10 protein-coding genes are annotated in these 13,693 nt (G+C 44.1%); 3 read left to right on the top strand and 7 right to left on the bottom strand.

What is annotated here, in order from left to right; genetic code table 11:
* Positions 1 to 5: 5 nt before the first annotated feature.
* The 6 genes from FGL37_RS08475 to FGL37_RS08500 all read right to left on the bottom strand — a co-directional run bounded on the left by FGL37_RS08475 (position 6) and on the right by FGL37_RS08500 (position 8,891).
* Positions 6 to 1,652 (bottom strand): UxaA family hydrolase, encoded by a 1,647-nt coding sequence (locus tag FGL37_RS08475; RefSeq protein ID WP_028071029.1) that lies wholly within the window; start codon positions 1,650 to 1,652, stop codon positions 6 to 8.
* A complete protein-coding gene (locus FGL37_RS08480) occupies positions 1,642 to 3,147 on the bottom strand; it encodes a tagaturonate reductase (RefSeq protein WP_028071030.1) in 1,506 nt (501 codons plus the stop codon). The genes FGL37_RS08475 and FGL37_RS08480 overlap by 11 nt, the downstream gene beginning before the upstream one ends.
* Positions 3,148 to 3,159: 12 nt before the next feature.
* Complete coding sequence (gene pelA / locus FGL37_RS08485) at positions 3,160 to 4,197, bottom strand: pectate lyase (protein ID WP_037533925.1); 1,038 nt, start codon at positions 4,195 to 4,197, stop codon at positions 3,160 to 3,162.
* Between the two features lie 7 nt (positions 4,198 to 4,204).
* Positions 4,205 to 6,124 (bottom strand): glycoside hydrolase family 88/105 protein, encoded by a 1,920-nt coding sequence (locus FGL37_RS08490; RefSeq protein ID WP_028071032.1) that lies wholly within the window; start codon positions 6,122 to 6,124, stop codon positions 4,205 to 4,207.
* Positions 6,125 to 6,130: 6 nt separating this feature from the next.
* Positions 6,131 to 7,801, bottom strand: coding sequence for a glycoside hydrolase family 28 protein (locus FGL37_RS08495; RefSeq protein ID WP_081817934.1), 1,671 nt, complete (start codon positions 7,799 to 7,801; stop codon positions 6,131 to 6,133).
* A gap of 103 nt (positions 7,802 to 7,904) precedes the next feature.
* A complete protein-coding gene (locus tag FGL37_RS08500; protein ID WP_232048660.1) occupies positions 7,905 to 8,891 on the bottom strand; it encodes a pectinesterase family protein in 987 nt (328 codons plus the stop codon).
* Between the two features lie 209 nt (positions 8,892 to 9,100).
* Here FGL37_RS08500 and FGL37_RS08505 point away from each other — a divergent pair, with 209 nt between their 5' ends.
* From FGL37_RS08505 to FGL37_RS08515, 3 genes are all read left to right on the top strand, one after another.
* The gene (locus FGL37_RS08505) at positions 9,101 to 10,402 is read left to right on the top strand and encodes a UDP-N-acetylmuramoyl-tripeptide--D-alanyl-D-alanine ligase (protein WP_028071034.1); all 1,302 of its coding nucleotides are present in this window, start codon (positions 9,101 to 9,103) and stop codon (positions 10,400 to 10,402) included.
* A gap of 160 nt (positions 10,403 to 10,562) precedes the next feature.
* Positions 10,563 to 11,318: a tRNA pseudouridine(38-40) synthase TruA gene (gene truA / locus FGL37_RS08510; RefSeq protein ID WP_028071035.1), complete on the top strand. Its 756-nt coding sequence runs from the start codon at positions 10,563 to 10,565 to the stop codon at positions 11,316 to 11,318.
* A 7-nt stretch (positions 11,319 to 11,325) separates the two neighbouring features.
* Complete coding sequence (locus tag FGL37_RS08515) at positions 11,326 to 13,089, top strand: ABC transporter ATP-binding protein (RefSeq protein ID WP_028071036.1); 1,764 nt, start codon at positions 11,326 to 11,328, stop codon at positions 13,087 to 13,089.
* Here the strand turns inward: FGL37_RS08515 and FGL37_RS08520 are convergent.
* Positions 13,086 to 13,604, bottom strand: a complete 519-nt coding sequence (locus FGL37_RS08520) for a PglD-related sugar-binding protein (RefSeq protein ID WP_138096751.1) — start codon at positions 13,602 to 13,604, stop codon at positions 13,086 to 13,088. The genes FGL37_RS08515 and FGL37_RS08520 overlap by 4 nt on opposite strands.
* Positions 13,605 to 13,693: the final 89 nt, after the last annotated feature.

The raw sequence follows: 13,693 nt of genomic DNA on the forward strand, positions 1-13,693 counted from the left end.
TAAATTTATAAGCTCACACCTCTTTTCCAAGGGATGAAGTCGTCCTGATTTAATTGAACAGCCTTGGGAATTACCTCACCGCTGGCTGCTTTGATGCAATACTCGAGTATATCTTCGCCCATTTCCTGGATTGTTTTGTCACCATCGATAATAGGGCCGGTATTAATGTCAATGATGTCGGCCATTTTCTTTGCCAATGTATTATTGGTGGCGACTTTGATTACCGGGCATATTGGATTACCGGTAGGGGTGCCCAGTCCCGTAGTAAATAAAATTAAGGTGGCGCCTGCGGCTGCTTTACCGGTTGTGGCTTCGACATCGTTGCCTGGTGTGCAGACCAGATTAAGTCCGGCTTTTGTGGCTGTCTCCGTATAATCGAGGACATCGACTACAGGGGAGGTGCCGCCTTTTTTGGCAGCGCCATTACTTTTGATGGCATCCGTAATGAGTCCGTCACGTATATTGCCCGGTGAAGGATTCATATAAAACCCCGAGCCTACAGCCTCCGCGGCATTGCTATAGGCGGTCATCAAGTCGATAAATTTATTGGCTGCGGCAGGATCCAACGTCCGGTCTATAAGATTCTGTTCGGCACCGCATAATTCCGGAAATTCCGCTAGAAGCACCTTCCCCCCCAAAGCGACCAGGAGATCAGCCGTATAACCGACAGCTGGATTCGCCGAAATACCGCTGAAACCATCACTGCCACCACACTTGACACCGAGTGTCAATTTGCTTAAAGGCACCGGTTGTCTGGTAATTTTGTTGATTTCTGTAAGGCCGATGAAGGTCTGCAGTATGGCTTCCTTAATCAGCTGTTCCTCGCTCTTCGATTGTTGCTGTTCAAATACATATAGCGGTTTATCAAAATTGGGATTGCGAAGCTTGATGTCGTTCACCAAGTCGTTTAGTTGTAGATTCTGACAGCCTAGGCTTAATACTGTCACACCGGCTACGTTGGGATGGTCAGCATAAGCCGCAAGCAGTTTACTTAAGACCGCCGCATCCTGTCGTATTCCGCCACAGCCGCCCTGATGGTTGAGAAATTTGATCCCATCGACATTTTTGAATACCCGGCTGGATTGCGCTGTACTGGTATTGAGTTTTTCCAATGAAGACAGATCCAAGGTTTCCCCTTTTTCATAGGCTTGCAGCAGCTGGTGTGTGAAATTTTTATATTTCCCGGTAACGGAGTACCCAAGCTCATTGTAGAGAGCCTCTTTGATGACATCCAAGTTCCTGTTTTCACAAAATACTGTCGGGATGAAGAGCCAATAATTGGCTGTTCCGGCCCGTCCGTCTCTGCGTAGGTATCCGTTGAAGGTCCTTGTCTCGAATTTAGAGACATCGGGTTTGTCCCAATGGTACTGGGAAGGTCTGAAATGATAAGGCTCCGCAGCATGTTTGGTGTTTTCGGTATTCATTATACTCCCTTGCGGAATGTCAAATTGCGCTTTTCCGACAAGCACACCATACATTCGGATCTCATCGCCGAAACGCATATCATGCATAAAAAATTTGTGTTTGGCGGGAATATCTTCCTGCAGGATATAATGTGCTCCTTCAAACGAGATAGCATCACCCTTTTTTAGATCCTGTAAAGCGACCAGAACGTTGTCTTTCGGATGTATTTTAAGTACTTTATTTTTCATGTTCCAAAATAGTTAGCGCTTGCAACGCACCATTGTGAATAATCTGTTTTAGCTGTCGGTCTACACTTTCTTCCAGTCCGGGAAACTTGGTCAGATCCCTATTCCATAAGCCTACGTTCGAAAGAACGGTATGAACAACCGTCTCCGGCTGCTGCCAGGCCTCATAAAAGACTGCTGCAGATTCATCCTGAATTTCGATGGTGCGTCCATTGATGGTCCGTATGTAATGGCTATCTTTCCGTTCTGACTTTAAAAAGTAAAGGTAAGCTGCAAATCCCAGAGCGAATAGCTGCGGTGCCTCGCTGTGGCTGCCATACCATTTATCCAATAAAGGGATATTACGCATGGCCATTTTCGAACTGTAGTTGAGGGCTATTGATTCCCATTTATGTTCGAGATAAGGATTGGCGAAGCGATCCATAACTTTTGATGAAAAATCCTTCACGTCGTTTTGAGAAATCGCTGTGTTTAAGATGGATGGTCCAATTTCATCTTGCATCAGCAAGCGGATAAATTGGCTGAACGCAGCGTTCTGCATGGCTTCTTTGACGGTAGTGAAGCCCGATAGAAGTGCCATTGCGCAGCTCAGTGTATGCGTTCCATTGAGGAGCCTGAGCTTAATTTCTTTGTACTTTTCTATGGAGGGGACCAGCAGCACGCTGGAATCCGCTACGGCGAAGGATAAGCGCTGTTTTACACGGTCGGATGTTGCTTCGATGGCCCACAAACGGAAGGGTTCGGCCATGATCATCAACTGATCCTCATATCCTAACATCGCTGTTGTCTTTACATAGTCTGCCGGCGATAGCGCACCGGGGACAATACGGTCCACCAAAGTATTGCAAAAGTCGTTGGCTCCCGTCAGCCATTCTATAAAATCTGCTGACAGACTGTTCTGTTGAGCAAGGTCAAAAATAATCTTTTTTAATTTGCTGCCATTATCCGTTATCAGTTCGGTCGGCACGATCGTTAGCCCTTTCGTAATGTCGCCGGCAAAATGTTTAAACCGGTGGTATAAAATAGCCAAAAGCTTGCCGGGGAAAGACTTTGGAGGATTGTCGTCAACAAGGTCTTCACTCATCACGATACCGACTTCAGTGGTATTGGAGAAAACGATCTCAAGAGCGGGGTTTTCTGCGTTTTTCAGTATTTCTTGCCAGGATTCGCTTGCTGAGAGCACGCGAGAAATACTATTATTTATCTCGTAGCTTGATATTTCTTTGCCTTCGTCCAACCCCTTTATGCACAAAGTATATAAGTTGTTTTGCTGTTCAAACGAATCTGCAGTACCGGCGCTTGTTGATTTGATGACTACAATTCTTCCCCGGAATAGCCCCTGCTGGTTTGCTTTGTTCACAAAGTAGTCCGGTAGGCCCCGAAGTAAAACACCCGTCCCAAACTGAAGTATTTTTTCAGGATATAAAAATGAGGCTTCTGTTGGTGTATCGACCAAATCGGAAGCAATGGATTGTAATGTATCTTGTGTAAGTAGCATTGCTCTTTTCTATTATTGAATTTGATGTTGTTGTTTCCATTTTAAATAGTCCACACGGATTAATTTTTCAGGCCAGTCTCCAAACCATGCATAACCATTCTTCCGTTCTTCTGACAATTCTTCGAACTTGTACTTAATGGAATTATCCCTGTCTCCAAAAAGTGGCCTATTGTCCTGAAGGTCATAAAAACGTGCCCAGACCACGGATGCGCTGTCTGGGATAAGCTTACGCTCCGTTTGCCCAGTTGATTGATTTTTTTCAGTAGCGAAGCGGTAGCCTTTAATTTTATTATTTTGAAACCAGCTGATTGCACGAGTTATAGCCAATTGAATCTGCGCAGTGGCGGGTTGTTGCATAAGGAAGCGTACGATAGCGACCGATTCACTTGTGCTCAAGGCTGCGGGCTCAAATTTCCGTGCCTGTGCTGCTGTCAGGTTTTTCTCATCATATTGTGCTGCCCAGATCGTGAGTGTTGTGTTTTGGATAATCTGCGTTTTAAGGATGCAAGCTATCCCTCTCTCGACAGCCGACTGAGCTCTTTTTCGATAGTCTGTATGAATTGCCTCAAAGCCATGTTGCGCTTTAGCAACGTTATCCAGCACACGAAGAGCATTGATCATGGCATTGTCGTTATAAGTGATTTCGGCACGATAAAGCGATTTGTTGGGATAATATTGCGGAAATCCGCCATTTTCATACTGTGCAGAAAGGAGATAGGCTATCCCTTTTTCGGCACCCTTTAAATAAGCTTCCTGTTTTGTTGTACCATAAGCTTTGATGAGGCTATTTATTTCTCTCGTCGTTGCGTTGTTGTCTATGGTTGCATGATCAATTCCAGTGTCTTTTATTTTTTTTCTAAGGCGGCCGTCGATAGGCAGTCTATAGTCTACTACACTTTTATCGATCAGCTGTTTGGGCCATGCACCATTTGGAAGTTGATACAACAAGATCTTATCAGCAAGGGAGTCCTTCTGAATTTGAGCGCGCAAAGGGTAAAGACTCAGTGTGAGCGCAGCTAAACAGATGATTTTGCAATAAGACACTTCCATATTTGTATTATTTTTTAGCTTGTTTCACCAACCACTCGGTAAGGTCATTTGCTGCGGTAAAATTTTGGTATTCTTTAGGAAGCTTTCGTCCGTCAGTGTACTCGTTGTACAGCCAAGGGTCGCCGATAGCGAATACCGTTCCTTTTCCATAGGTTGCTATCGCGATGATATTGTCACCATTATCCTTTATCAAGGCCTGCGCAGGTGACGTCACCCGCAAAGTCGAAATCTCTTTGATATATATTTTTGACGTGTTTGGAAACACTTTATTGCCTTGTGGAATGGCGATTGCTCCGGTCTCGAATTCCCTTCCTTTGACGCGGTTACGGCTATCTTCATTGAACGTGATGCCGAACTGCTTGCACAAAGTATTAAATTTGCTGATTTCACAATTTCCTTTGTCATTCAGCATAAGGACAAGGACCCCACCCTTCTTTACCCAGTCGGTGATTTGCTTTGCATCTGCCTCATTCATGAAATTCGGCTTTTCGGTTTCTTTTTCCGTATCAGGATCCACGATAATATAAATGCTTGATCGTGCCAGATGACGTTTTGTAGGCGCTTCTTTGAGCGTTTGGAGCTGACCACCATTTTTTTCAAAGATTCGGCCCCACAACGAAAAGCCATTATTATCATCACCATCCCATAGATAATGGTAGGGTTTGAGCTGTCCTGAGGCGGTACGTTTAAATTCGTTGTTGTAATAGTTATCCAAGGTGATATTCAGGCTCTTTTTCCCTTTTCTTGCGCGTAAGAATTCAACTTCGGAGGCAGCCAGAATAAAGGCCCCCACACCTTTTGGATCATTGGTGATGACAGGCTCACTCATATAGTATTCAAAACTACCATCGCGATAGTTTTTGCTGCCGCCCAATCCGGATACTTCAACAACCTTGTTGAGATTTATCTGATCTTTACCCGCAGGAGAGGTAAATTCGCTAACAAGGCCTTGGAAAGCGAAATCCAGATTCTTTTCAAATGAGTTTGGTATGTATCCTTTACGCAACGATTTTGCTAAAGCGAATACAAACATACTGGATGCCGAAGCTTCTAGATAATTGCCTTCTCGGGTACCCAAATCGACGATATCATACCATACTCCAGTTTTGCTGTCCTGATATTTGGTCACTGCCGATAAGGTTCTGTTCAATATCGCTATCAATTCAGGCCTGCGGGAATGGTTTTCCGGGAAATAATCCAATACATCGACAAGAGCCATGACGTACCAGCCCATGCCACGGCCCCAAAAATGTCGAGATAAGCCTGTTTTGGGGTCTGACCAGCGTTCCTTTCTAGATTCGTCCCAACCGTGATATAGTAGGCCTGTTTTGGGGTCCCGTGCGTTTTTCTCCATGTATACGAATTGATTTGCGATGTCATCAAAAGCACTTGGGATATTCATCAAACTAGCGTATTCCGCATAAAAGGGCTGCCCCATATAGAGACCATCGAGCCACATCTGATAAGGATATATCTTCTTATGCCAAAACCCGCCTTCATTGGTACGCGGATGTTTTTTGAGCTGGGCATATAGCTGATGGCACGCTTTCAGGTATTTTTCCTGTCCCGTTACCTTGTACAGCATCAACAAGGTCGTGCCATTTTTAATATTGTCGATATTGAAATCCGTAGCTCTATAATTTTTTATCGAGTCTGGAATACTTAAATAGGGGTCCATGCGGGATTGTATATAGTTGAAATACTCCCCATTTCCTGTGTTGCGCCATACTTCTGTCAGCCCCTCAAAAATAACCCCCATATCGTATGACCACTTAGGAAATTTGCCTGGGTTAGTGAAGAGCGTGTCTGGGTAAATTTTGTTCAATACCGTCGTGGCCATTTGTTCTGATAGGGCTTTCTGCTGTGCAAATCCATTAAAAGAACCCAGAACGACAACATTGAAAAGAAGGATAAGTAACTTTTTCATGGTATTCTAATTTGTGATGGTTAGGGATTTGTGCGTACTTCCGTCGATAAACTGTTTGTCTTTCTTCGCTGATTTTATATTGGATTTGGACAGATTGATCTTGCTGCTGTTTTCGCCTGCGACCTGGATAAATAGCTCAGGTGAATTTAAAGCCTGAATATTTTCCAGGTTAATGGAACTGCTGTTGTTGACAGCAATCAACGGAGCACTATCCTTTGTTTTTAGAATGATATCCTTCAATTGGATCGTTGATGCTTCAATAATTTCAATACCCTTAGTCGCTTCTAACGTTGCATTTTCTATATGGATATTTTGGATATGCATTTCGGGGAGGCCACGGAAGAAAATACCTTTCGAAGCACCTTTAGCGACGATGTTCTTGATATAGAAATTTCTAAACTGCGGAGTCTCCTCCGTAACAGCAAGTTTTACCGTCTTTACTGCAGCTCTCTTTTCTCCGGCCAATGGCACTGGGTCTACCGCGGCATAGTACATATCAAATAAGATAGCTTCGCCAGGAATGTCGATCATATTGATATTATTGATAAAGATATTCTCTACGACGCCACCGCGGCCTCTTGTTGTCTTAAAGCGTAGGCCGATATCCGTGCCAATAAAGGAGCAGTCTTCTACCCAAATATTGCGTGCGCCACCGCTCATCTCACTACCGATAACAAAGCCACCATGTGCGTGGTACACCACATTGTTTCGAACGATAACATTTTCTGTGGGCATACCGCGGTCACGTCCTGCTTGATCGCGTCCTGACTTGATGCATATGCCATCGTCACCCACATCAAAGGAGCAGTCCTCAATAAGTACATTTTTACAAGACTCTACATCCACTCCGTCTCCGTTCTGTCCGTACCAGGGATTGCGAACGGTAAGTCCGCGTAAGGTTAAGTCCTGACACATGAGCGGATGTATATTCCATGCGGGAGAGTTCTGTATCGTGACCCCTTCAAGCAGGATTTTTTTACAGTTTGTAAAGACCAATAAATTAGGCCTCAGAAAGTCTTTTACATTCTTAAAATCGTTTACCGTTGTTCCCGGACGGATAGTTCCAGCTTTTTTCTCTTTTGCACCCCTGAGCGAGCTCTCAGAAGGATACCAAATTTCTGTTTCAGGATCCACAATGCCTCCGGAGGCAACAAGGTTTTTCCATTGTGAAGCTGTCAATTTACTTTTTTTGATCATTCTCCAGGCGTCGCCATTGCCATCGATAATACCGTTGCCGGTGATAGCGATATTGGTGAGCTCCTTTCCAGATATCGGATTTTGGTTTCTCCAGGCTGGTTCACCCTCCCAATTCGATTCAACTAATTTATATTCATCAAAATCTCTTGTGAATAACAGAACAGCATCTTTTTTGAGGTGTAGATTGACGTTGCTTTGCATTTCGATCGGGCCGGAGAGCCAGAGTCCGGAGGGGATCAGGACGACGCCGCCACCTTGGTCGCTACACGCTTTGATCGCCCGGTTTATCGTGGAAGTGTTCAGGAACTGGCCATCGCCTTTGGCACCATAGTCCACAATATTCAGCGTGTCTCTTTTGAAACTGACCTGCTGTATGACCGGTCGGACCGGTTCCTGGGCCATACCGACGAAAGGCAGCATGAGGAGCGCCGTAAGGGCAGATTTCAATGTATAGGAAGATTGCTTTCTAAACGGATTCATTTTTTTAAATTTTTGGTTTAAAAACGGTTATTTGTAAAAGCAATTGTACATTGTTTGCACTTAACTTCGATGGAAAACTTATGCAATCGTTACCGGTCATAACTTATTGTTCGATAGTAATATTGGGTTGCCAATCGTTGAATACCTGTTTAAAATCAATCATATCCGCTTCATTCGTCGGTAATTGCTGAGCCCATTTGACACGGCTTTGTGACAAAGCACCCGGACCGTGGTTTCTGTATTCGGCGAAGTAGGCCGTCCTTTCATTTGACTCATTGTTCCAGTTATGCCAGCCTTCTGGCCTGATAAATGGTGGAAGATAACAACGCATAAAAATAACTTTCGCATGGGGGCGCCAAGGCCGTCCCAGATAGAAGCTGTTGCTGTCCTGAGTTCCGGTTATTTTGCAGTTGTTGAAGATATAGCCATATGCTATATTTTCAGGCGTCGAGGCTGCTGTGATATAACCGCTATCTTTACAGTGTAGCTCACATTGCTCAAACCATGCTGTGGACGAACCAAATATATAGTCCACAGTACCCTCTATATAACATTGATAATAAAATTGTCTGGCGCCTTTGCCATACGTATATAGAGTGTCCTGAAATCCCAGAAATCTACAATGAATAAACCGGCTACAGTCTCCGGCAATCCACGCTGCCACCGCCTGGCCTATGCGCCCTGAACTGTTTTCAAAAGTCAGGTTGATCGCTGTTAAACCGTTTCCATAGCTGTAAAAACTTGCCGAACCTGAAGTGCCGATCTCCTCTCCAAAACGATTTTTCTTTTGCGCGTAATCATTGTAACTAATAATCGTTTCGAATCTGTCCTCACCAATTAAAGTGAGCTGCTGTTTGTTTCCAGCAATGGTGATTTTCTCTTGATAAAGCCCCTTCTTGATATAGATCACGGTTTCCTTCTTTCGGAAATCAGGTACTGCATTAATCGCTTCCTGAATCGTCCGAAAATCTCCTGAACCATCTTTTGCTACTATAAAGTCATAACTTTTCGCCGTGAAAGCAAAGAGGAAGACCGGAAATAGAAAAACTGAAAGTATGATAGCCCGCATTTCAACACTGTAATTGGTCATTGAAATTACCAATATTAAAACCGCCATTAAAGAAAATTGCTTAAAATAAATGCGCAAACGTTATCGGTGACGTTTGCGTAACAAAAATTATAGGCATTGCAGGGTGTTGTTAGCAAGGGTATGCGGCCCATGGGGAGATTTGAGCCTCTATTTGTAAGTGTTGCATATAAAAAGCAATTTATCTAAGTTTGTTCATCAAATTTCTAAACATGGACATCCAATCTTTATATCAGATTTATAAACAGTATCCAAATATTACGACAGATACACGTAAGATCGAAAAGGATAGTATATTTTTTGCGCTCAAAGGAGCCAATTTCAATGGAAATACCTTTGCAGCACAAGCGTTAGAAATCGGAGCGAAGTATGTTGTCATTGATGAAGAAATTTATAAGGCTGGGGAAGAATATATTTTGGTGAATGATGTGCTGCAAGCCTTACAGGAACTGGCGAAGCACCATCGTCGGCAGTTAGATATTCCGGTCATCGGCGTTACGGGAACAAACGGAAAGACAACAACCAAGGAGTTATTGTATTCCGTTGTTTCTCAAAAATATAAGACGTACGCGACAAAAGGCAATCTCAATAATCATATCGGTGTACCCTTAACGGTATTGGCTATCGATGAGTCGGTTGAAATTGCCATTATAGAAATGGGGGCCAACCATCTGAAAGAGATTGCTTTTTTATGTGATATTGCACAGCCGACACATGGGCTGATCTCCAATGTGGGCAAAGCACATTTAGAAGGCTTTGGATCGTTTGAAGGAGTAAAAAAAACAAAGGGTGAATTGTACGATTGGCTGCAGGATCATGAAGGTATATTGTTCCTACAGGCAGACAATCCTCATCTTAAGGAAATGGCGGCCGCACGCAAAATAAGCAAGACTATCACTTATGGATTCTCTGAAGACAACGATGTGATCGGCAAGCTTCTGAAAGCGACGCCACTGTTACAGATTGCATGGAAGCGAAAAGGCGAGGAGCGAGTTTACGAAGTCGATACACAGTTGACCGGTTCTTATAATACTGAAAACTTTTTGGCAGCGATAGCCGTAGGCCTGCATTTTGCGATTTCTGCCGAAGCGATCAATAAGGGTATTGAAGGCTATGCGCCCACCAACAATCGTTCACAAATCATGAACACGGCTTATAATACAGTCATTTGTGATTATTATAATGCCAATGCGACCAGCATGGCTGCTGCTTTAGATAATATCCGGGTGATAGAAGCACAGAAAAAGGCTATTATCTTAGGTGACATGTTTGAATTGGGGGCTGAGTCTTTTGCGGAACACCGCAAACTTGTCGAGCAAGTAAAAACGGTAGATGCTGATCGCAAAATCTTTGTTGGGAAAGCATTTTTCGAGCACTGTCACGAAGGAGCTGAGTTCTATGAAACGACGGATCAGGCAAGGGCAGCATTGGAGACGAACCCCGTCAAAGGAGCTACCGTATTATTGAAAGCCTCCCGTGGTATGGCATTCGAAAATTTGATTGGTGTCTTATAGCTTATCCAGGCATCATGTGTAACCCTGTTTTGTCTCATTGCGCCTAGCCTAGCAGATGCATTAGTTTTGTCATATAAGCATTAAATGTTGACAAAAAAGAGCGAAATATTGGAATGAGGAAATGTGGCTCATTCGGAAAAATGTACCTTTGTGTTGTATAATGGAAAAAAGACGTTTTTTTTTGGAGATAGCCTACTTTGGACAAGCTTATCATGGGTGGCAGATTCAGAACAATGCTATTTCTGTACAGGAGGTTTTAAATAAAGCTTTGGAAATCCTGTTGCGCGAGCCTGTTGAGACGACGGGGGCAGGCCGAACAGATACAGGCGTACATGCGAAGCAGTTATATGCTCATTTTGACGCTGCTCCTATAGGTATATTAGCCGACCAAGATCGTTTTATCCATTCACTCAATGCTTTATTACCATTTGATGTCGCCGTAAAGCGACTGATCGAAGTTGCAGCCGATGCGCATGCGCGTTTTGACGCCACCCATAGATCATATGAATATCATTTGCATTTTCAAAAGGATCCTTTTCTGTACCCTTACTCATGCTTTATGCGGGATCGGCCAGATGTAGTCAAGATGAATGAGGCGGCTCAATTTTTGTTGGGTAAACAGGATTTTGAGTGTTTCAGTAAGTCGCATACGCAGGTGTTTACAAATATATGTGACATCCGTCGGGCTGAATGGGTGTGGCAGCAGGACGGGCGCCTACTTTTTTACATCACAGCTGACCGTTTCTTACGCAATATGGTAAGGGCCATTGTTGGGACATCACTGGAGATCGGGCTGAAAGGCCGGCCTGCTTCATTTATGCAGGAGGTGATTAAAAGCAAGGATCGGAAAAAGGCGGGGGTGTCTGTGCCCGCGCATGGATTATATTTAACAGAGGTTGCATATCCTTATATATAAAAATAACGTGAGTCAAGATAAAATAACTGGTAAAACCTACGATATAAATTTGTTGCGCCGTATGGGACGTTATATGCGCCCTTATCAAACGGCTTTTTGGGTTTCGGTCATCTTAACGATATTATTGGCTGCGGTGGCCCCGGCCCTGCCCATGCTAATCCAGCATACGTTGGACAACTATATCTTAAATTTTGATACCGAAGGGTTATCTTATATGTTGATTGCTATGTTGGCGCTCGTGATTATACAGACCTTGATCCGTTATTACCATACCTTAATGACCAATACCCTGGGACAATCCGTGATCCGTGATATCCGGATTCAGGTGTTTAATCATATTGTTCAACTGCGCTTGAAATATTTTGACCGTACTGCCTTGGGCAAGCTGATCACGCGGACCATCTCTGATCTGGAGACACTGTCCAATATCTTTTCGGAAGGATTGATCCAGATCATCGGCGATCTGTTGCAACTTGCAGTCATTCTGGGAGTCATGTTTTATTCTGACTGGAAGCTGACACTTATCGTGCTCATTCCGATGCCTTTGATGATCGCGGCAACCTATGTTTTTAAAGAAGCGATGAAGGCCGCATTTATCGATGTCCGGAAATGGGTGTCTAACTTGAATACCTTCTTGCAGGAGCATATTACGGGCATAGGCATTATCCAATATTTTGCTCGTGAGCGACAGGAAATGGACAAATTTAAGGAGATCAATGCACAGCACCGGAATGCACATATTCGTACCAACTGGTATTTTTCGATCTTCTTTCCCGTGCTGGAAATCATCATGGCGATTTCGCTGGGACTGCTGGTGTGGTTTGGCGCCAAACAGATCATGGGAGATGTGATTTCGCCGGGGGTTGTCGTCGCTTTTATTATGTATATCAATATGATCTTTAGGCCGATCCGTGAGCTTATTGATAAATTTAATACGCTTCAGATGGGGATGGTCAGTGCTGAGCGCATTTTCGAAGTATTGGATACAGACGAAATGACGCCGAATTTAGGGACATTGAAACCCGCGCATATCGAGGGTGAAATAGCATTTAAGCATGTGTGGTTTGCTTACAATGATGAGAACTGGGTGTTAAGAGATGTAAATTTTATCGTCAAGCCCGGTGAAACATTGGCTTTGGTAGGTGCCACAGGAGCGGGTAAATCCTCTACGATCAATATTTTAAGCCGGTTTTATGAAATCAATAAAGGTGAGATCCTGCTAGATGGCGTCAATATCCGTGACTACGATCTGGAGTACCTGCGGAATACGATTGCTACAGTACTGCAGGACGTATTCCTTTTCTCGGACAGCGTGGTCAACAACATCACTTTAGGCGATCCTTCCATCACACGCGAGCAAGTGATTGAGGCGGCGAAGGAGGTTGGCGCACATGACTTTATTATGCGGCTTCCGGGGGGATATGACTATGATGTCAAAGAAAGGGGCGCTACACTATCTGCCGGTCAGGCACAGTTGATATCCTTTATCCGCGCTTTGGTACACGACCCAAGAATTCTGATCCTCGACGAGGCGACTTCTTCCGTGGATACTGAAACTGAGGAGATGATACAGCGCGCAATAGACAACCTGATGCGCGGCAGAACTTCGATTGTTATCGCCCACCGCTTGTCCACGATTCAAAAAGCAGATAAGATTATTGTATTGGACAAAGGTGAGATCAAAGAAATCGGAACGCATCAGGAACTTTTGTCTTTTGACGGTTATTATAAAAAGCTGTACGATCTACAGTTCCATTCTGCCGGAATTTAAACGACGCTTTCCTTCGCAATTGTTTCCTCATCCTCAATCCGGGTATTGGCCTTGATTTCTGAACCGCGGCCGATAAGTACGTTTGCGCCGATGGAAACATTTGCGCCGATATTGACATAGTCCTCGATGATGGTATTGCTCTCGATGACGGCCGACCCCGCAATAATGCAGTGATCTCCGATCTGTACATCCGCAGCGATCGTTGCTCCGGGGAGAATGATACAACCTTCGCCAATTTCAGCCCTTTTGGATACATTGGCCCGAGGGTGGACCAGCGATTGAAATTTCCAGCTCGGGTTTTCTGATACGATTCTCTTCCGTAGCCCCGGATTTTTCACAGCGACAAAAAACACTTCATCAGCATATTTCGATTCGTGATGCAGCTGTACTGCGTAATCAAATACATCTTCAATCAACAGGGATTTATCAATGAGACCGCCAATTTGTATGTTGAGATCCTCGGCGACATCCACTGCCGTCTTGGCGTGGGCCGTAGCTCCGTATATGTATAGCATGATATCAAATTTTTGCAAAGATAGTGCATCGAAAAATAATTGCCTAGGGTTGTTAGCCAGTAAAAGCACAAAAAAAGAACTGTTTTCGA

Origin of the sequence: Sphingobacterium thalpophilum (genome assembly GCF_901482695.1) — a bacterium.
Lineage (GTDB): Bacteria > Bacteroidota > Bacteroidia > Sphingobacteriales > Sphingobacteriaceae > Sphingobacterium > Sphingobacterium thalpophilum.